The following is an 18,042-nucleotide window of genomic DNA, read 5'->3' on the forward strand; positions in this document are numbered from 1 at the left end:
CTGCGTTCGTGTTGGCGACGGATCGGCGCGAACTGCGGGTCTCGCGCGGGCTCGCGGCGAAACCGTGTCCGGGATCAGCCGTTCAGGCGGCGATAGGCCAGAATCGCGTCGTCGACCTTGTCGTAGACGATGGCTTGGCCGTTCACGAGAATGATCGCTTGGCTGCAATATTGGCGGATCTGCTCCATCGAGTGCGAGATCAGGATCACGTTCGCGGTCTCGCGCCTCTTGTCGAAGATTTCCTTGCAGCGCCGCTGCAGGCGCGCGTCGCCGACCGAGAGGGTCTCGTCGATGAGGTAGGTGTCGAACGGAATCGCCATGCTGACGCCGAAGGCGAGCCGCGAGCCCATGCCGGAGGAGTAGGTGTTGACCGGCATGTTGATGTAGTTGCCGAGTTCGGCGAAATCCTCGACGAATTCCAGCACCTTGCGCGGGTCCTCGCCATGGATGCGCGAGACGAAGATGACGTTGTCGCGGCCCGTCATCTTGCCGTTGAAGCCGCCCGAGAAGCCGATCGGCCAGGATACGCGCTGCCCGCGCCGGGTGATGCGGCCACGGCTCGGCTCCTCGACGCCCGCGAGCAGGCGCAGGGTGGTCGACTTGCCCGCGCCGTTGATCCCCATGACGCCGTAATTGATGTCCGGCCGCAGGGTGAAGTTCACCCGCTCGAGGATGACCCGACGCTTGCCGTAGACGGAATAGAACTTGGAGACGTTATCGAAGCGGATCACGGTTGTCAGACCCCGCCGGTCGCGAAGATGGCCCGCCCGCGCCCGCGCCCGGGCGGGAGACGGGACGCCGCGCCCGAGAGGCCCGAAAAAAGCGGCGAATCTGAGGATGCCCGGTTCGCCCGGTCATCCTCGCCGGCCCCCTCGCCGGAACAGCGCCGCGGTCGCGGGCAGGCGGTAGAGCACGAGCGCGTTGAGGGCGTGCCAGAGGAAGTGCGTGCCGAGCGGCAGCGCGGCGCAGACCCGCGCATCGACCGTGCGGAAGGCAAGCGACACGAGGAAGACGCCCCCCGTCGCCAGGATCGCGCGGCCGGCCTCGGGCGTCCGCTTCAGAAGCGCAAGGCCGACGCCGAACAGGGCCAGCACCGCGGGCAGGTAATCGACCGAGCCGTTGGTGAGCGCCGCCACATCCCGGCCGGTCAGCGCGTCGAGGGCCGGCGACAGCCCGAAGCCCAAGCCCGCGAAGGCCAGCGTGCCGAGCACGGCGGCCGGGACCGGAAGCCCGAAGAAGCGGGCGAGCGCCAGCCCGAAATAGCCGTGGATGAACACCGCGATCGGGATCACGTCGGCGAGCATCGACCAGCGGTTGGCCAGCGTATGGAACAGGAACGAACCGATCCCGACCAATCCGGTCACGGCCGCCAGCGCCAGCACCGGCCCGTCGCCCCGCGCCCGCACAGCCGCCGCAAGCGCGGCGACGAGGAAGGCGGCGTTGGTCACGGCGTTGACCGGCTCGGACCAGAACGCCGCGTCGGTGCGTTCGCAATAGGCCCGCACCGGCTCGAACCAGGAAGAATTGTTCATTGTTTCGGCCTCAAGCGCCGGCGCCCGCGTCCGCGGGCTTGGGCTTCTCGCTCCGCTCGACGCCTCGGCCGAGCCGAGGCCGCTGCGCGGGGCGCTCTTCGCGCCCGGTGATACGGGGCTGCCGCACGATTCGATGGGTCAGCCGTGTCTGCTGTTGCCAGCGCGGCGCGAAGGTCCGATGACGGCACCTCCCGGCCCCGCCGACCGAGTTTTTGGCCCCATGCGGATCACCACCTGGAACGTCAACTCGATCAAGCAGCGGGTCGGGCACCTGCTGGGCTTCCTCGACGAGGCGCGGCCCGACGTGGTCTGCCTGCAGGAGCTGAAATGCCAGGATGCGGCCTTCCCCCGCGCCGAGATCGAGGCGGCGGGCTACGCTGTCGAGACGCTGGGGCAGAAGGCCTATAACGGCGTCGCCCTGCTGGTGCGCCAACCGCTCGCCTACACCCAACTCCTGCGCGGTCTGCCGGGCGACGGGCAAGACGAGCAGGCCCGCTACATCGAGGCGCTGATCCACGGCGAGGGCGTCGCGCCGGTGCGGGTCGCCTCGATCTACCTGCCGAACGGCAACCCGGCGCCGGGGCCGAAATACGATTACAAGCTCGCCTTCTTGGACCGCCTGCGCCGCCACGCCCGCGCCCTGATGGCGACCGAGGACGCCCTGGTGCTGGCGGGCGACTACAACGTCATCCCCGAGCCCGAGGACGCCGCCGACCCGGCCGCCTGGACCCAGGACGCGCTGTTCCTGCCCGAGACCCGCAAGGCCTTCCGCGGTCTGCTGGCCGAAGGCTTCACCGAGGCGCTGCGCGCCTGCGATCCGAGCCCCGGCCTCTACACCTTCTGGGACTATCAGGCCGGCTGCTGGCCGCGGAACTTTGGGATTCGCATCGACCACCTGCTGCTCTCGCCCCAGGCCGCCGACCGCCTCGTCTCGGCCTCGGTCCAGCGCCACCTGCGCGGCCTCGAAAAGCCCTCCGACCACGTGCCGGTGACGGTGGAGCTGAGCGACGGCTGAGGCCATTCTCCCCGCAGCGGGACAGGCCATCGGCAGCGCCCTTAAAGGTCGATTCACGCAGAACCGTTCTACTGAGGCCCAGTAGCGTTCCGCGTAAACGAAGTGCCATGCCCGCATCGGTCTCCGCCGTGCCGGACCTGTCCGGTCTCATCGAGCTGTCGCGCGATCCCGCGCTCGACCTCAAGCCCGTGATCCTGCGGGTGCAGACCGACATGTTCGTCGCTGCCCCCAACCGCGACCGGGCGATGATCCACGCCTTCGAGTCGCTGGCAGCCGGCCTGATCCCGACGGTGGACGAGGCGACCGCGTCCATCGTCGCGGACAAGCTCGGTGGCTGCCCCGATCTGCCCGAGGCGGTGCGCGCCGCCTTGATGGCCCGCGGCCTCGACGTCGCCCCGCCGCGCCCGGCCCAGGATCAGGCGGAGGCCGACCGGGCCTTGACCGAGAACCCCGGCGTCCTGATCGGCCTGCGCGCCCTGGAGCGGCTGCTCGCCCGCGCCCGCGGCGACGCCGACCTCGCCCACACTCTGCTGGCCCGTCCCGACATCCCCGCCGCCGACCTCGCCCCGCTCTGGCTGCACGCCGACGCGCCGGCGCGCCGCGCGATCAGTGAGGCGGTGGAGGCCACCGCCGCGCTGCGCCCATGCCCCGCCGCGCCCCGCGCCCTCGCCTCGACTCTCGTCGAGCGCTCGCATGCCCGCGACGTGTCGGGCTTCCTCGCGGCTTTGGGCGACGGCCTCGGCCTGCCGCAGGACTATCTCTCCGCCGCCCCCGATCCGGCCTCCCGCTACGATCTCCTGACGCTGGCCCTGCGCGCCGCCGATCTGCGCGAGGGCGAGGCGGTGTTCATCTTCCTCACCCTCAACGACACCGTGGCGCGCTCGGTCGACCGGGTTTTCTCGCTCGTCACACTGTTTCGCGAGACGGGTCGGGCCGCCGCCCGCGACCTCTTGGTCGCCATCCTCGGCGCCCCCGTGCTGGAGCGCTCGGGAGGCGCCGAGCACCGGCCGTTCCACGGACCGGAGACGGCCAAGCCCCGCACCGCCGTCGCGTCCCTCCGCCCGGCGCTGCCCTCGCGCCTGCGCCGCACGAGCTGAAATCCCAAAAAAGCTACTCCGCCAGCGGGAGTGCGTGCCGGTCCTGCGCATCGTCGATCTCGACGATCCAGAGATCGGAATCGAAGCGCATTTCGCGGGTCAGCCGCTCCTCGACCTCGTAGGACGGCACGGCCGCCATCAGCCGGCTGAACCGGCGCTCGCCGCTGTCCTCTGCCTCGAACAGGGCCTGCGCGGCCGGGCCGAACAGGTCGGCATTGCCGTCGAGCCGGTCCACCTTCACGAAGATCGCCCCCGCCTCCGCCGCGCCGCGCCGCCGCAGCACGGCCGGCACGCCCGCGTCGTTGAGGCGGCGGAGATGGGCCGAGACCCAGAAATCGGAGCGCAGGCGCGTCATGGCGCCGTGATAGGCGCGCGCATCCGCCGCGTCGATGGCGGCATGCGCCGCACCGCCGGCCGGAAGCCATCACGCTGTCCAGCGGTGCCGCATGAAGGATTTATGACATTCTTTTTCCGGTATCGCAGGGATTATTATCAGAATACAATATGTATACTTATTATGACGCTAAATCTTGCAGATTTTGTCCGGCAAAAGCTTTCTCGACCATTGTTCGAATGTTATCGGCGCGCCGGATGAAGCGCGGCCGTTGCGGGGATGACCCATTGCGCCAGGGGCCGCGCGGCACGGGGAACCCGACGAATGAAGCGACGCTGGCTTGCGACGACGCTGGGGCTGGGAGTGCTGATGCTGCCGCCCGTCCCGGCCGACGCCCAGACGGTGGCCGAGCTGCAGCGGCAGATCGACGAACTGAAGGCGATGATCCGGGCACAGTCCGCCGAGCGCGAGGCGCGCCGACCGGGCGGGGCCGGCCCGCGGCCGAAGCCCGCGCGTCTTGCCGGGCGCAGCGATGCCGGCACCCTCCCGGCGGCGGGCCGGCCGGTGGAATCGGCGGTCAACCCGCTGCCGCACGCGCGGCAGGCGGCGGCCGCGGACGATTCGGACGTGTGGTGGCGGGCGCTGCTGCCGCCCGCGCCCGAGTTGCTGGAGGACGATCCGGACAAGCCAAAACGCCCCAAGACGTGGTTCGAGCGGCTGTCGCTGCGCGGCTACACCCAACTCCGCGTCAACGAGTTCCTGTCCGGTGACGACACCGCACCCTCCGGCGTGTCCCGGTTGCGCTCGGTCCATGACGGCGGCATCACGCAGGCTAACAACTTAACCTTCCGCCGCGTCCGCCTCGTCATCCAGGGCGACATCCACGAGCGGGTGTTCCTCTACATCCAGCCCGACTTCGCCGTGAGCGTGAACAACCAGGCCGGCCCTGAGCCGCGCCAGCACTTCGCGCAGCTCCGCGACGCCTTCGCCGACGTCTTTCTCGACGAGGAGCGCCGCTCCAAGCTCCGCTTCGGCCAGCAGAAGGTGCCCTACGGCTGGGAGAACCTGCAATCCTCGCAGAACCGCCTGACGCTCGACCGCTCGGACGCGATCAACAGCGCGATTCCCGGCGAGCGCGACATCGGCATCACCTACTACTTCACGCCGTGGCCCGCGCAGCGGATCTGGGATCGGCTCGCCAAGGGCGGCCAGAAACTGTTCGGCAATTACGGGGCGTTCGGCGTCGGCGTCTACAACGGCCAGACCATCAACCGGATCGAGCGCAACAACGGCGTGATGGTCGCCGGGATGGTGACTTGGCCGTTCGCCCTCGACGGCCTCGGCGCAGCGTTCAAGGATCAGGTCCTGGAGGTCGGCGCCTCGGCCTACCACAACCGGTTCCAGCCCGAGACCCGCGCGGGCGGCGTGACGGCGACGAGCTTCGACGATGCCCGCGTCGGCCTCCACGCGATCCTCTATCCCCAGCCCTTCGGCCTCCAGGCCGAGTGGAACTGGGGCCGCGGCCCGGAATTCGATCCGGTCGCGCAAGCGATCACGACGAAGCCGCTGGAGGGCGGCTACGTCCAGGCGATGTACCGGGTCGACCATTCCTGGGTCGGCCCGTTCATGCCGTACGCCCGCTGGCAGACCTATCGCGGCGGCTGGAAGGTCGGCACCAACGCGCCGGCCCTCGACACCGACGAGGTCGAGATCGGCATCGAGTTCCAGCCGATCAAGCCGATCGAGATCACCCTCGCCTACGCCCGCATGAACCGCCGCGAGGCCGACGAGCGGCGCTTGGGCCGGGCCGAGGGCGACCTGTTCCGGGCGCAGTTGCAGGTGAATTACTGAGGCACGCCCGCCGCGGGTGGCGCTCAGGCCCCGTGTTTCGCGTCGAACTCCGCCGCGAAGCGCGCGCCGGGCCGGTCCATGCAGCGCTCGACCCAGGCGTCGATCGCCGGCACGCCGGGCTTGCCGAACCACGCATAAGGCGAGTGCAGCAGCAGGTCGGCGGCGGTGTAGCGGTCGCCGAGCAGGTAGGGCCGGTCGGTCAGCGCCGTGGCGAGGCGCGCCTTGAGGTCGGCCTCCGTCCGGAAAGTCTTGGCGAGGCCCGGATGATCGATGCCGAGGAACTTCAGCACCAGCACCGGCTCCACCACGCCCGCATACCACGCGAGCCAGCTCAGATAGGCGCCCCGGCGCGGGTCGCCGACCGGAACGCTCAAGCCCGCTTCGGGAAACAATTCGGCGAGATGCTGGATGATCGCGCTCGATTCCCAGATCGGCTGGCCGTCCTGCACGAGGAACGGCACCTTCCCGTCCGGGTGGGGGTTGCGGGGATCGCGCGCGCCGCTGCCGTCCTCCCGCTCGATCGTGACGACCTCGACGGCGACCCGGTCCAGGGCATCGAGATCCTTGAGCAGGCCGAGGATCCGGGTCGAACGGCTGTTGGGCGAGTGGTAGAGCGTGATCATCGGTGGGCTCCTGCTGGCCGGTTGGCGATCCGTGATGTAGCCCACCCCACCTGCCAGTTTCCGTCAGCTGTCCGATGGCCCGCACCGACCGGCTCTTCCGCCTGCTCCACGCCATGCGCGTCCTGCCCGCACCGGTCACGGCGGCGCGGCTCGCCGAGGAGACCGGCGTGTCGCTGCGCTCGCTCTACCGCGACATCGATGCGCTGCGCGCCGCCGGCGCCCGGATCGAGGGCGAGCGCGGCTACGGCTACCGCCTGATCGAGGACGTGGCGCTCCCGCCCCAGACGTTCGAGCGCATCGAGATCGAGGCGCTGGTGCTGGGGCTGTCCGAGGTGCGCCAGATGGGCGACCCGGCGCTCGCCCAGGCCGCGGCCTCGGTGCTTGCCAAGGTCGCCGCGACCCTGCCGGACCGGGCCGAGCAGCACCTGCTCCACGCGGTCTCCCGCGTGCGCCGCTTCGAGGCGCGCTTTCCCGCCATGCCCGACATGGAAGCGCTCATGGAGACGATCCGGGGCGGATGCTGGCGCGAGGAGGCGCTCGCCCTCCACTACGCCGACAAGGACGGCACGCTCTCCGAGCGGACCATCCTGCCGCTCTCCATCGTCTATCTCGATAGCAAGATGACCCTGCTGGCGTGGTGCGGCTTGCGCGAGGCGTACCGGATGTTCCGGCTCGACCGCATCCGCGCAGTGGCGGCGACGGGCACGAGCTTCCGGCCGCGGCGGGCGATGCTGCTGCGCGGCTATCTTGCCGAACTCGATGCGGACTGCGCGCCGCCGGCCGCTCCTGCGCACGACGTGCCGACGTGACTCGCAGGGCGTCGGCCCGTATGAGGGCCGGATGCGGCCGCGCTCGCCCGAGCCGGCCTCCCGACGCGACTTGATTCCCGAGCCTATCCGATGAGCGGCGTCAACGAGATCCGATCGACCTTCCTGGACTACTTCCGGGACGCCGGGCACGCGGTGGTGCCGTCGTCTTCGCTCGTGCCGAAGAACGACCCGACGCTGATGTTCACGAACGCCGGCATGGTGCAGTTCAAGAACGTTTTTACGGGGGTCGAGAAGCGCCCGTATGTGAAGGCGACTTCCTCGCAAAAGTGCGTCCGGGCCGGCGGCAAGCACAACGATCTGGATAACGTCGGCTACACCGCCCGGCACCACACCTTCTTCGAGATGCTCGGCAACTTCTCGTTCGGCGACTACTTCAAGGCCGACGCGATCGAACTCGCCTGGACGCTCATCACCAAGGAATTCGGGCTCTCGCCGGAGAAGCTCCTCGTCACGGTCTATGCCGACGACGAGGAGGCGGCGGGCCTCTGGAAGAAGATCGCCGGCTTCTCGGATGAAAAGATCATCCGGATCGGCACCTCGGACAATTTCTGGCAGATGGGCGACACCGGCCCCTGCGGTCCGTGCTCCGAGATCTTCATCGACCAGGGCCCGGCCTTGGCGGGCGGCCCGCCCGGCTCCCCGGACGAGGACGGCGACCGCTTCCTCGAGTTCTGGAACCTCGTGTTCATGCAGTACGAGCAGATCGAGCCCGGCGTGCGCAACCCGCTGCCGCGCCCCTCGATCGATACCGGCATGGGCCTCGAGCGCATGGCCGCGATCCTCCAGGGCGTCCACTCGAACTACGACACCGACCTCTTTCGCGCGCTGATCGATGCGGTGGCGCACGCCGTGTCGAAGGCGCCGGAGCCCGCGACGCGCGCCTCCTACCGCGTCATCGCCGACCACCTGCGCTCGACCTCGTTCCTCATCGCCGACGGCGTGCTGCCCTCGAACGAGGGCCGCGGTTACGTGCTGCGCCGGATCATGCGCCGCGCCATGCGCCATCTCGAACTGCTCGGCGCCCGCGAGCCGGTGATGTACCGCCTCGTCCCCGCGCTGATGCGCGAGATGGGCCAAGCCTTTCCCGAACTCACCCGCAACGAGGCGCTGATCTCCGAGACCCTGCGGCTGGAGGAAGGGCGTTTCCGCCGCACGCTGGAGCGCGGCCTGTCGATCCTCGACACCGAGACCCGCGACCTGACGGCGGGCCAGAACCTCTCGGGCGAGACCGCCTTCACCCTCTACGACACCTACGGCTTCCCGCTGGATCTCACGCAGGACGCGCTGAAGTCCCGCGGCATCGGCGTCGACACGGAGACGTTCGCCGCCGCCATGCAGCGCCAGAAGCAGGCGGCCCGCGCGGCGTGGCAGGGCTCGGGCGAGGCCGCGACCGAGACGGTCTGGTTCGGCATCAAGGAGCGCACCGGCGCCACCGAATTCTTGGGATACGACGCTGAGGCCGCGGAAGCGGTGGTCGGCGCCGTGCTGCGCGAGGGCGCCGAGGTCGAGGTGCTGAAGGCCGGCGAGAGCGGCCTCGTCGTCGCCAACCAGACGCCGTTCTACGGCGAGTCCGGTGGCCAAGTGGGCGACACGGGCACGATCACCGGCCCCGGTCTCAAGGCTCGCGTCACGGGGACGGAAAAGAAACTCGGCGACCTGTTCGTCCACCACGTCAAAGTGGACGAGGGCACGCTGGCGATGGGCGCCGCGGTCGAGTTGAAGGTGGACCATGCGCGGCGCGCCGCGATCCGCGCCAACCACTCGGCGACCCACCTGCTGCACGAGGCCCTGCGGCAGGTGCTCGGCGACCACGTGGCGCAGAAGGGTTCGCTCGTCGCGCCCGAGCGCCTGCGCTTCGACATCAGCCACCCCAAGCCCATCGACGAGGCCGAGCTGACCCGCGTGGAGGAGATCGCCAACGCGGTGCTGCTCCAGAACGCCCCGGTGGTGACCAAGCTGATGGCGGTGGACGAGGCGATCGAATCCGGGGCGCGCGCGCTGTTCGGCGAGAAGTACGGCGACGAGGTCCGCGTCGTCTCCATGGGCCGGCCCGTGGACGAGGACGGCAACGAGGTCGAGGGCGGGCGCCTGCCCAACTTCTCCATCGAGCTGTGCGGCGGCACCCACGTGGCGCATTTGGGCCAGATCGGCCAGATCACCGTGCTCGGCGAGAGCGCGGTGGGTGCCGGCGTGCGCCGCATCGAGGCGATGACCGGGCACAATGCCCGCCGCCACCGTCAGGCCGAGAGCCGCACGCTCTCCCAGCTCGCCGGCCTGATCAAGGCGCCGGTCGCCGACGTGCCGGACCGCCTCGCCTCGCTCATCGAGGATCGCCGCCGCCTGGAGAAGGAACTCGCCGACGCGCGGAAAAAAATCGCCATGGGCGGCGGTGCCGGCGGGGGCGACGAGGCCCGCGAGGTCAACGGCGTGAAGCTGATGGCCCGCGTGGTCGAGGGCGTCGAGATGCGCGACCTGAAGGGCCTCGCCGACGAGGGCAAGACCCGGCTGGGCTCCGGGATCGTCGCCATCGTCGGCGTCGCGCCGGACGGCAAGGCCGGTCTCGTCGTCGGCGTCACCGAGGATCTGACCGGGCGCTACGACGCGGTCGGCCTCGTGCGCGCCGGCGCGGGCCATCTCGGCGGCAAGGGCGGCGGCGGCCGCCGCGACATGGCCCAGGCCGGCGGCCCCGACGGCAAGGGCGCGGACGCGGCCCTTGCCGCCATCGCCGAGGCGCTGGCCGCGGCCTGAGTCACGGGTTCCCAAAGGGATCATCCCTTTGGCGGGGTCTCGGGGCGGAGCCCTGAGGATGGCTTCGCCGACCAGGGCTCTGCCCTGGACCCGCGAAAGGACTTAGTCCTTTCGCAACCCGGACTTTTGGGCGGAACATGGAAGCCGGTTACGGCTTGTCCGGCGGCTGCGGCGTGTCCGTTGCATCGCCGTGCGCGCGCCTGTCGAGAACCCCTGTGATCCGATGAAGCTCTTTCGTTGCCAGTCCTGCGACAACATCCTGTATTTCGAGAACCGCACCTGCCAGCGCTGCGGCCACCGGCTCGGCTACCTGCCGCAGGCCGGGACGCTGTCGGCGCTGGAGCCCGCGGGCGACAACAACGCCTGGACGCCGCTGGCCCTGCCTGAGAGCCGGAGCTTCCTCTGCACCAACGCGGCGCATGACACCTGCAACTGGATGGTGCCGCCGGGCTCGACCGACGCGTTCTGCCTCGCCTGCCGCCACAACGGCACGGTGCCGGACGTCTCCGACCCGAAGAACCTGCATCACTGGCAGGAGATGGAGCTGGCCAAGCACCGGCTGTTCTACACGCTGCTGCGCTGGAACCTGCCGCTGAAGACCCGCGCCGAGGATCCGGAGCACGGCCTGATCTTCAACTTTCTCGCCGACCCGCCCGCAGCGGACGGCCCCAAGGTGATGACCGGCCACGAGAACGGCGTCATCACCATCGCGCTGGTCGAGGCCGATCCAGCCGAGCGCGAGAAGCGCCGCACCGGCATGGGCGAGCCCTACCGGACGCTGCTCGGCCATTTCCGCCACGAGGTCGGGCACCATTACTGGGACATCCTCGTGCGGGATGCGGGCAAGCTCGAACCCTGCCGGGCGATGTTCGGCGACGATTCGCAGGATTACGGCGAGGCGCTGAAGCGCCACTACGACCAGGGCCCGCCCGCCGACTGGCAGGAGAACTTCGTCTCGGCCTACGCCACGACCCACCCGTGGGAGGACTTCGCCGAGACCTGGGCCCATTATCTCCACATCGTCGACACCCTGGAGATGGCTGCGGCCTTCGGCCTTCAGGTGAAGCCCGACGTCGACCGCGCCGGCGAAATCTCGGCCCGGATCGGATTCGACCCCTACGCGGCGGAGACCATCGAGGGCATCGTCGATGCGTGGCTACCGCTGGTCTTCGCGCTCAACAGCATGAACCGGGCGATGGGCGAGGGCGACCTCTACCCCTTCGTCTTGGCCCCGCCTGTGGTGCGCAAGCTCGGCTTCATCCACGACCTCGTGCACGGTCGGGTGTAGGCGGCCCCGGTTGCGGGTTTCCGGAGGGCAAGCCCTTCGGCGGGGCACCGGGGCAGAGCCCCGGTTTCCCTTCGACCAGGGCTCCGCCCTGGACCCGCGAAAGGACTTGTCCTTTCGAAACCTGGATTTCAGTGGCCGCCCGCGTCGCGCAGGCGCTCGGGGATCACCTTGCTCTCGTAGCCGGTGGCGAAGACGAACCGCACGCCGCGCTGCCGCAGCGCGGCGGCGACTGGGTAGACCATCGTATGGCGCAGGTTGATGTCGAGCACCGCGGCGTCAGAACAGCCCGCCGCCGCCCGAGGTACGGCCGATGCCCTGCTTGGCCATGGCGTTGTTCGGGTCGAGACGCGCGGCCTGCTGGTAGCTTTCGGCAGCTTCCTTGCGGCGGTTGGTCTTCTCGTAGGCGAGCCCGCGATTGGCCCAGGACGCGGAGTCCTTCGAGTTGACGTTGAGGGCCGCGTTGAAGTCCTCGATCGCCTTCTCGTACTGGTTCAGCGCGACGAGGCTCTGGCCGCGGGCGGCGTAGGGCGCGGCGACGAAGGGGTTGCGGTCGATGGCGGCGGCGAAGTCGCCGATCGCGTCCGGGTTGGCACCCTGCTTCTGCCGCACGAGGCCGCGGGCGTGGTAGGCTTCCGCCGATTCCGGCGCGAGGCGGATCGCGACGTTGAGGTCGTTGAGCGCGCCGTCGAGGTCGCCCTGCGCACGCTCCAGGTTCGCCCGGCCGATATAGGCGGCGGAGAAATTCGGATCGTTGGCGATGGCCTTGGAGAAGTCCTGCATCGCCGCGTCGGTGCGGCCGGTCTGGCGGTAGGCCAGAGCGCGGTTGTTGAAGGCCGAGGCCGAGGACGGATCGAGCGAGATCGACTTGGTGAAGTCGCCGATCGCGTCGCCGAACTGGCCGGAGCGGGCATAGGCCGCGCCGCGGGTGTTGTAGGCGCCGGCATCCGACGGATTGCGGGCGATCACGTCCGACAGCGAGGCGATGTTGACGTTGGTGGCGCCCGTCGTGTCCGTCTCGATCACGGCGAACTGGCGCGGTGCGGAGGTCGCGCTGCCGTAGGTCTCGCAGCCGGCGAGCGCCGCGGCCGTCAGTGCGACGGCGCCGATCAGCCGCGCCTTCGGTCCCTGCAGCGTCATCCCGATCATCCTGAATACTCCCCCGCGTCGCGTCCCGCGGATTCCAGCCCAGCACTTGGGTTTTCTGCGGACCTGGGTTCCCTCGTCGCGCACGCTGCCGCAACAGAGTGAATGGGCGCTTAAGGTCCGTGGAAAACGTCGCCTGTCCTGCTGCTCAAGCGGCGCGATGTGGCGAAGGTGTGGCCCCGGTCCGGCGTCCACCCCCGGGAGGCGCGGGGGACCATAGACTTTCGTCGGCTGTTGCCGATGCGCGACAGGATTTAAGGTCGAGCTTGGGGCTCCGGGCGACGCATCCTGGCACCCGCGGGGGAACGTGATGGGCTCGCAATATCCGCTGTCGGGGCTCCGCATCCTGATCGTCGAGGACGAGTACTTCACCGCGCAGGACACGCGGCGGATCATCGAGCGGGCCGGCGGCGCCGTGATCGGCCCGTTCGGGGAAGTGCCCGAGGTGATGGCGGCGGGCCTCGATCAGCAACTCGACGCCGCGGTGGTCGATATCGGCCTGCGCGGGCAGACCTCGTATCGCCTCGCCGACGCGTTGGAGGTCCGCGGCGTGCCCTATCTTTTCGCCACTGCCTATGATTCGAGCGTCGTGCCGGAGCGGTTCTCACGCGTGCCGCTGCTGCAAAAACCCTTCGGCGATCCCGAACTCGTCCGGCTGGTCGCCGGGCTCAAATCTTCGACTCCGCCGGAATCAGCCGGGTGAAATCAACCTGGTAACATGGCCCATCTTGCGGCCGGGCCGGGCCTCGGCCTTGCCGTAGAGGTGGAGATGCGCGCCGGCCTCCGCGAGAAGCGTAGCCCACCGGTCGGCGGCCTCGCCGATCAGGTTCTCCATCTCGACCTGCATGCCGCCGGTGCGCGCGGTGCTGCCCAGCGGCCAGCCGCAGACGGCGCGCACCGTCTGGGCGAATTGCGAGGTCAGCGCGCCCTCCGTGGTCCAGTGCCCGGAATTGTGCACCCGCGGGGCGATCTCGTTGACGACGAGGCGGGCGGGGCCGGCTTCCGCCTCGACCTCGAACAGCTCGACCGCGAGCACGCCGACATAATCGAGCGCCTCGGCAATCGTGCGGGCGATGCTTTCCGCCGCCGCGGCGGTCGTCGGATCGAGGCCGGAGGCCGGCACGCGGGTGAAGGCCAGGATGTGGTCGCGGTGCTCGTTCTCGCACGGCTCGTAGGCCGCGAACGCCCCGTCCGGCCCGCGGGCGGCCACCACCGAGATTTCCCTTGAGAACGGCACGAAGCCTTCGAGGATGCAGGGCGCGCCGTCGAAGCCCGCCAGGATCGCCGCCGCGTCGTCGCCCTCGCGGACGGTGCGCTGGCCCTTGCCGTCGTAGCCGAAGCGCCGCGTCTTCAGGATTGCCGGGCGCCCGAGATCGGCGAGCGCCGCCTCGAGCTCTTCGGCGGTATCGACCGCCCGATAGGGCGCCGTCGGGACGCCGAGGGAATTGACAAAATCCTTCTCGACCAGCCGGTCCTGCGTGGTCAGCAGGGCGTGGGCGCTCGGGCGCACGGTGGCGTGCTCGGCCAGGATCGCGGCGGTCGCGTGCGGAATATTCTCGAACTCGTAGGTGACCACGTCGCAGGCATCGGCGAAGGCCGCGAGCGCCGCCGCGTCATCGTAGGGCGCGACCGTGTGGGTTGCGGCGACGTCGAAGGCCGGGCTGTCGGCGTCGGGGGCGTAGACGTGGACCTTGAGGCCGTAATTCGCCGCCGCGAGCGCGATCATGCGGCCGAGCTGGCCGCCGCCGACGATGCCGAGGGTCGCACCGGGCCGGATGGGCGGGGAGTTGGTCATCGAACTCGAGTGTTTGTCAGGATTGGGAGGTGTCGGGCCGCTCGGTGACGGCCTCGGTCTGGCGGCTGCGCCACGCATCGAGCCGGGCGGCGAGGTCCGGGTCGGTCAGCGCCAGCACGGCGGCGGCGAGCAGCGCGGCGTTGACCGCGCCGGCCCGGCCGATGGCGAGCGTGCCCACGGGAATGCCGGCCGGCATCTGCACGATCGAGAGCAGGCTGTCCTGCCCCGAAAGCGCCTTGGATTCCACCGGCACGCCGAAGACCGGCAGCGGCGTCATCGCCGCCGTCATGCCGGGAAGATGCGCGGCCCCGCCCGCACCCGCGACCACCACCTTGAAGCCGGCTTCCCGCGCGCCCTTGGCGAAGGCGACGAGCCGGTCCGGGGTGCGGTGGGCCGAGACGATGCGGGCATCGTAGGCGACCGCGAGCGCATCGAGCGTCTCGGCGGCGTGCCGCATGGTCGCCCAGTCCGACTGGCTCCCCATGATGATCGCGACCGGGGGAGATCCCGCCATCGTCGTCCTGATCCGCTGCGCACGAAAGACGGGCCGCGCCCGCGAAGCGGGTCGCATAACAGGCGCGCGCGTCGGCTCGCAAGCGTGGCCGGAGGATCGGGCCGGAAGCGGCGGAAAAAGCCGGGGAACGAAGCGTTTTGCCGGAGCCGAAGCCGGGGAACCGCGTTGTGACCGTAACAGCCCTCCTGGGGCCTCCCTACAATCAGCGAGCATTCCGATGTCCGTTCAGGACCCGACCACGCGCGCCCGCACGCCTTCCCACATCGACATCCACGACACCACCAGCCGCCGTCACTGGGCGGACCTGCTTCAGGTCACCGACGAGCGCCTGCGCAAGGCCGTCCGCATGGTCGGCACCCGCGTCTCCAGCGTCACGGCCTATCTGGCGAAGTAAGACGTTACGGCGCCCGAAGCTCAGCGTTGTCCCGGATGTCGCATCCGGGACAACGTTTGGATTATTGTACCGCATCGGCTTTTTCCGAAAGCCGATGCCTGCCTTTCGACCTGATGCTTATGCGATGATGTCGGGCGTCATCTGGTCTTCGAGCAAATTGATGCGGTCGCGCAGCACGAGCTTGCGCTTCTTGAGCCGCTGGATCTGCAACTGATCGCCCGCCACGCTGAGCTTGAGCGCCTCGATCGCTTCGTCGAGGTCGCGGTGTTCCTCGCGCAACCGGCTGAGCTCGCCCGCCGGATCGGGGCTCAGATCGTTGGCAACCTCGTCCGCCATCATCGCTCGAAACACGCCATCGCACCGACCGGTCCGACCATGCGCCAAGCCTCCCGGCGGGGCAAGACGGCCGGATGAAGCGTGGCCGATTCGGCCGGGGATGACGGTGCAGAAGGCTCTTCCCCCGATGTTCCGCAATTTGAAATGAGCTTGTTATCCTGTCGTGAATTTTGCCGCCGAATGGCTTCGACAGCGGCGGCATCCTGTGTCAGTCTACGCAGGTCGGAAACGATAGAGGAGCTTCCCCTCATGTCCTTGCAGACGCATTTGAGCCAGCTTGCCGCCAAGCACGATGCTTTGGAGCGCGAGCTTCACGACGCGATCCAGTCGCCCTCCGCCAACGACCTCCGCATCGCCGAACTCAAGCGTAAGAAACTGCAGCTCAAGGACGAAATTCAGCGCCTCCAGACGAACGAGACCGTGCACTAGGCGCGCTCCCGAGGCCCGCGGCACACGCCGCCGGGCCTTTTTCTTTGTTCATCGCGTTTGCCGCCGCCTGGGCCACCAGCGCGGCGGTCTTCGTTTTCGGGGGGCGCCCGCGCTATCATGGCTGCCGACGAGCCCGGAGCGAACCGGGCCCCGCGAGGAAGCCCCCATGAACGATGTCCCGCGCCGCTACGCCGACCTCCACGCCGCGTCGCTGACCGACCGCGAGGGCTTCTGGCTCGATGCGGCGCGAGCGATCGACTGGGATGCGGCGCCGACCCGCGCCTTCGACGAAACGCAGGGCGCTTACGGCCGCTGGTTCCCGGAGGCCCGCCTCAACGTCTGCCGCAACGCCGTCGATCGCCACGCCGAGGGCGGCCGCGCCGACCAGCCGGCGATCATCCACGATTCGCCCGTCACCGGCACGCAGCGCACGGTCACCTACGGGCAACTGAAGGACGAGGTGGCGGTGCTGGCCGGCCTTCTCGCCGACCTCGGCGTCGGCCACGGCGACCGGGTCGTGATCTACATGCCGATGGTGCCGGAAGCCCTGTTCGGCATGCTGGCCTGCGCCCGGCTCGGCGCCATCCACTCGGTGGTGTTCGGGGGCTTTGCCGCCAACGAACTCGCCGCCCGCATCGAGGACGCCGCCCCCAAGGTGATCCTGGCGGCCTCGTGCGGCATCGAGCCGACCCGCGTCGTCGCCTACAAGCCGCTGCTCGACGCGGCCATCGCCCGCTCGGCGCACAAGCCCGAGGCCTGCCTGATCCTGCAACGGCCGCAGGCCGTCGCGGACATGACCGAGGGCCGCGACCGGGACTGGGCGGTCAGCGTCGAGGCCGCCCGCCGCGACGGGCGTCGGGCCGATCCGGTGCCGGTGGCGGCGACCGACCCGCTCTACATCCTCTACACCTCGGGCACGACCGGGCGGCCGAAGGGCGTGGTGCGCGATTCCGGCGGCTATTGCGTCGCGCTGACGTGGTCGATGACGAACCTCTACGACGTGGCGCCGGGCGAGGTGTATTTCTGCGCCTCCGACATCGGCTGGGTCGTCGGCCACTCCTACATCGTTTACGGCCCGCTTCTGCACGGCTGCACCACGGTGCTCTACGAAGGCAAGCCGGTCGGCACGCCCGATGCCGGCGCGTTCTGGCGGGTCGCGGCCGAGCACGGCGTCTCGACTTTGTTTACCGCCCCCACGGCCTTGCGCGCGATCAAGAAGGAAGACCCGCGCGCGCAAAAGCTCGCCGATTACGACCTGTCGCGCCTGCGCGCCCTGTTCCTCGCGGGCGAGCGCGCCGACCCGGATTCCGTCGCCTGGGCCGAGCGGGCTCTGGGCAAGCCGGTGATCGACCATTGGTGGCAGACCGAGACCGGCTGGGCCATCGCCGGCAATCCGCTCGGCGTCGAGCCCCTGCCGATCAAGCACGGCTCCACCGCCAAGCCGATGCCGGGCTACGACCTCCACGTCCTCGACGAGGCCGGCAAGCCGGTGCCGACCGGCACCATGGGCACCATCGCGCTGAAACTGCCGCTGCCGCCGAGCTGCCTCCCGACCCTGTGGAACGCCGACGACCGCTTCCGCCAGAGCTATCTCACGACCTATCCCGGCTACTACGACACCTCGGATGCCGGCGTGGTCGATGCCGACGGCTACGTCACGGTCCTGGGCCGGACCGACGACATCATCAACGTCGCCGGCCACCGCCTCTCCACCGGCGGCATGGAGGCGGTGCTGGCCTCGCACCCGGACGTGGCCGAATGCGCCGTCATCGGCATCCGCGACGCGCTGAAGGGCGAGGCGCCCTGCGGCTTCGTCGTCCTCAAGTCCGGCGTCGACAAGGCGCCGGAGGAACTGGAGCGCGAGCTGGTCGCCAAGGTCCGCGACGAGATCGGCCCGGTGGCGGCCTTCCGCCTCGCGCTCACCGTCGGGCGCCTGCCCAAGACGCGCTCCGGAAAAATCCTGCGCGCCACGATGAAGCGCATCGCCGACGGCGAAGACTTTGCGATGCCGCCGACCATCGAGGACCCGGCGGTGCTGGAGGAGATCGGGGTGAGCTTGAAGGCGCGGGGGATCGGGGGGTGAGGATCGCCTGCTGCGCCGTATTCGAGCGCC

At 69.7% G+C, this 18,042-nt stretch carries 18 protein-coding genes and 1 pseudogene; 10 read left to right on the forward strand and 9 right to left on the reverse strand.

Annotation, left to right across the window (positions count from 1 at the left end; translation table 11 throughout):
- Positions 1–74 precede the first annotated feature (74 nt).
- Positions 75–731, reverse strand: coding sequence for an ABC transporter ATP-binding protein (locus tag ASG52_RS24265; RefSeq protein WP_056249078.1), 657 nt, complete (start codon positions 729–731; stop codon positions 75–77).
- Positions 732–854: 123 nt separating this feature from the next.
- Complete coding sequence (locus tag ASG52_RS24270) at positions 855–1,532, reverse strand: hypothetical protein (protein WP_056249082.1); 678 nt, start codon at positions 1,530–1,532, stop codon at positions 855–857.
- Positions 1,533–1,752: 220 nt separating this feature from the next.
- Here ASG52_RS24270 and xth point away from each other — a divergent pair, with 220 nt between their 5' ends.
- Together xth and ASG52_RS24280 are read left to right on the forward strand one after the other, a co-directional pair.
- A complete protein-coding gene (gene xth / locus ASG52_RS24275) occupies positions 1,753–2,547 on the forward strand; it encodes an exodeoxyribonuclease III (protein WP_056249085.1) in 795 nt (264 codons plus the stop codon).
- 107 nt (positions 2,548–2,654) lie between these two features.
- Positions 2,655–3,644: a hypothetical protein gene (locus ASG52_RS24280; RefSeq protein WP_056249088.1), complete on the forward strand. Its 990-nt coding sequence runs from the start codon at positions 2,655–2,657 to the stop codon at positions 3,642–3,644.
- A 13-nt stretch (positions 3,645–3,657) separates the two neighbouring features.
- Here the strand turns inward: ASG52_RS24280 and ASG52_RS24285 are convergent, their stop codons facing one another.
- Positions 3,658–3,999: a DUF1491 family protein gene (locus ASG52_RS24285; protein WP_056249091.1), complete on the reverse strand. Its 342-nt coding sequence runs from the start codon at positions 3,997–3,999 to the stop codon at positions 3,658–3,660.
- A gap of 303 nt (positions 4,000–4,302) precedes the next feature.
- Between ASG52_RS24285 and ASG52_RS24290 the strand changes: the two genes are divergently transcribed.
- Positions 4,303–5,829 carry a porin gene (locus tag ASG52_RS24290; protein ID WP_056249094.1) on the forward strand — a complete coding sequence of 509 codons (1,527 nt, stop codon included), beginning with the start codon at positions 4,303–4,305 and terminating at the stop codon, positions 5,827–5,829.
- A gap of 23 nt (positions 5,830–5,852) precedes the next feature.
- Here the strand turns inward: ASG52_RS24290 and ASG52_RS24295 are convergent, their stop codons facing one another.
- Positions 5,853–6,452 carry a glutathione S-transferase family protein gene (locus ASG52_RS24295; protein ID WP_056249097.1) on the reverse strand — a complete coding sequence of 200 codons (600 nt, stop codon included), beginning with the start codon at positions 6,450–6,452 and terminating at the stop codon, positions 5,853–5,855.
- A 74-nt stretch (positions 6,453–6,526) separates the two neighbouring features.
- On the opposite strand from ASG52_RS24295, the gene ASG52_RS24300 reads away from it, so the two are divergent.
- From ASG52_RS24300 to ASG52_RS24310, 3 genes are all read left to right on the forward strand, one after another.
- Positions 6,527–7,261: a helix-turn-helix transcriptional regulator gene (locus ASG52_RS24300; RefSeq protein ID WP_056249100.1), complete on the forward strand. Its 735-nt coding sequence runs from the start codon at positions 6,527–6,529 to the stop codon at positions 7,259–7,261.
- Between the two features lie 90 nt (positions 7,262–7,351).
- Positions 7,352–10,030 carry an alanine--tRNA ligase gene (gene alaS, locus ASG52_RS24305; protein WP_056249102.1) on the forward strand — a complete coding sequence of 893 codons (2,679 nt, stop codon included), beginning with the start codon at positions 7,352–7,354 and terminating at the stop codon, positions 10,028–10,030.
- 223 nt (positions 10,031–10,253) lie between these two features.
- A complete protein-coding gene (locus ASG52_RS24310; protein ID WP_056249104.1) occupies positions 10,254–11,318 on the forward strand; it encodes a zinc-binding metallopeptidase family protein in 1,065 nt (354 codons plus the stop codon).
- Between the two features lie 128 nt (positions 11,319–11,446).
- Here the strand turns inward: ASG52_RS24310 and ASG52_RS27550 are convergent.
- Both ASG52_RS27550 and ASG52_RS24315 read right to left on the reverse strand, forming a co-directional pair.
- Positions 11,447–11,596 (reverse strand): annotated as a pseudogene (locus ASG52_RS27550) (response regulator); the annotation flags it as partial.
- Complete coding sequence (locus ASG52_RS24315) at positions 11,595–12,464, reverse strand: tetratricopeptide repeat protein (RefSeq protein WP_056249107.1); 870 nt, start codon at positions 12,462–12,464, stop codon at positions 11,595–11,597. The gene ASG52_RS24315 and the pseudogene ASG52_RS27550, both read right to left, overlap by 2 nt.
- A 307-nt stretch (positions 12,465–12,771) precedes the next feature.
- Between ASG52_RS24315 and ASG52_RS24320 the strand changes: the two genes are divergently transcribed.
- Positions 12,772–13,164, forward strand: a complete 393-nt coding sequence (locus tag ASG52_RS24320) for a response regulator (RefSeq protein WP_056249110.1) — start codon at positions 12,772–12,774, stop codon at positions 13,162–13,164.
- On the opposite strand, the gene ASG52_RS24325 is transcribed toward ASG52_RS24320, so the two are convergent.
- Positions 13,153–14,256, reverse strand: coding sequence for a 5-(carboxyamino)imidazole ribonucleotide synthase (locus ASG52_RS24325; RefSeq protein WP_056249113.1), 1,104 nt, complete (start codon positions 14,254–14,256; stop codon positions 13,153–13,155). The two genes, ASG52_RS24320 and ASG52_RS24325, sit on opposite strands and share 12 nt — an antisense overlap.
- 16 nt (positions 14,257–14,272) lie before the next feature.
- The gene (gene purE, locus ASG52_RS24330; protein ID WP_056249117.1) at positions 14,273–14,770 is read right to left on the reverse strand and encodes a 5-(carboxyamino)imidazole ribonucleotide mutase; all 498 of its coding nucleotides are present in this window, start codon (positions 14,768–14,770) and stop codon (positions 14,273–14,275) included.
- 217 nt (positions 14,771–14,987) lie between these two features.
- Here purE and ASG52_RS26760 point away from each other — a divergent pair, with 217 nt between their 5' ends.
- Positions 14,988–15,164 (forward strand): DUF3606 domain-containing protein, encoded by a 177-nt coding sequence (locus ASG52_RS26760; RefSeq protein WP_082552721.1) that lies wholly within the window; start codon positions 14,988–14,990, stop codon positions 15,162–15,164.
- Positions 15,165–15,281: 117 nt separating this feature from the next.
- On the opposite strand, the gene ASG52_RS24335 is transcribed toward ASG52_RS26760, so the two are convergent.
- A complete protein-coding gene (locus ASG52_RS24335) occupies positions 15,282–15,503 on the reverse strand; it encodes a YdcH family protein (protein WP_056249121.1) in 222 nt (73 codons plus the stop codon).
- Positions 15,504–15,749: 246 nt separating this feature from the next.
- On the opposite strand from ASG52_RS24335, the gene ASG52_RS24340 reads away from it, so the two are divergent.
- Together ASG52_RS24340 and ASG52_RS24345 are read left to right on the forward strand one after the other, a co-directional pair.
- Positions 15,750–15,929: a YdcH family protein gene (locus tag ASG52_RS24340; protein WP_056249125.1), complete on the forward strand. Its 180-nt coding sequence runs from the start codon at positions 15,750–15,752 to the stop codon at positions 15,927–15,929.
- Positions 15,930–16,095: 166 nt separating this feature from the next.
- Positions 16,096–18,012 (forward strand): propionyl-CoA synthetase, encoded by a 1,917-nt coding sequence (locus ASG52_RS24345; protein ID WP_056249128.1) that lies wholly within the window; start codon positions 16,096–16,098, stop codon positions 18,010–18,012.
- The last annotated feature ends 30 nt before the right edge of the window (positions 18,013–18,042 follow it).

It is taken from the genome of Methylobacterium sp. Leaf456 (assembly GCF_001425465.1).
Lineage (GTDB): Bacteria > Pseudomonadota > Alphaproteobacteria > Rhizobiales > Beijerinckiaceae > Methylobacterium.

Coding starts and splice junctions, on each gene's coding strand:
- ASG52_RS24270 (WP_056249082.1), bottom strand. CDS start 1,532: ATGAACAATTCTTCCTGGTTCGAGCCGGTGCGGGCCTATTGCGAACGC.
- xth (WP_056249085.1), top strand. CDS start 1,753: ATGCGGATCACCACCTGGAACGTCAACTCGATCAAGCAGCGGGTCGGG.
- ASG52_RS24280 (WP_056249088.1), top strand. CDS start 2,655: ATGCCCGCATCGGTCTCCGCCGTGCCGGACCTGTCCGGTCTCATCGAG.
- ASG52_RS24285 (WP_056249091.1), bottom strand. CDS start 3,999: ATGACGCGCCTGCGCTCCGATTTCTGGGTCTCGGCCCATCTCCGCCGC.
- ASG52_RS24290 (WP_056249094.1), top strand. CDS start 4,303: ATGAAGCGACGCTGGCTTGCGACGACGCTGGGGCTGGGAGTGCTGATG.
- ASG52_RS24295 (WP_056249097.1), bottom strand. CDS start 6,452: ATGATCACGCTCTACCACTCGCCCAACAGCCGTTCGACCCGGATCCTC.
- ASG52_RS24300 (WP_056249100.1), top strand. CDS start 6,527: ATGGCCCGCACCGACCGGCTCTTCCGCCTGCTCCACGCCATGCGCGTC.
- alaS (WP_056249102.1), top strand. CDS start 7,352: ATGAGCGGCGTCAACGAGATCCGATCGACCTTCCTGGACTACTTCCGG.
- ASG52_RS24310 (WP_056249104.1), top strand. CDS start 10,254: ATGAAGCTCTTTCGTTGCCAGTCCTGCGACAACATCCTGTATTTCGAG.
- ASG52_RS24315 (WP_056249107.1), bottom strand. CDS start 12,464: ATGATCGGGATGACGCTGCAGGGACCGAAGGCGCGGCTGATCGGCGCC.
- ASG52_RS24320 (WP_056249110.1), top strand. CDS start 12,772: ATGGGCTCGCAATATCCGCTGTCGGGGCTCCGCATCCTGATCGTCGAG.
- ASG52_RS24325 (WP_056249113.1), bottom strand. CDS start 14,256: ATGACCAACTCCCCGCCCATCCGGCCCGGTGCGACCCTCGGCATCGTC.
- purE (WP_056249117.1), bottom strand. CDS start 14,770: ATGGCGGGATCTCCCCCGGTCGCGATCATCATGGGGAGCCAGTCGGAC.
- ASG52_RS26760 (WP_082552721.1), top strand. CDS start 14,988: ATGTCCGTTCAGGACCCGACCACGCGCGCCCGCACGCCTTCCCACATC.
- ASG52_RS24335 (WP_056249121.1), bottom strand. CDS start 15,503: ATGATGGCGGACGAGGTTGCCAACGATCTGAGCCCCGATCCGGCGGGC.
- ASG52_RS24340 (WP_056249125.1), top strand. CDS start 15,750: ATGTCCTTGCAGACGCATTTGAGCCAGCTTGCCGCCAAGCACGATGCT.
- ASG52_RS24345 (WP_056249128.1), top strand. CDS start 16,096: ATGAACGATGTCCCGCGCCGCTACGCCGACCTCCACGCCGCGTCGCTG.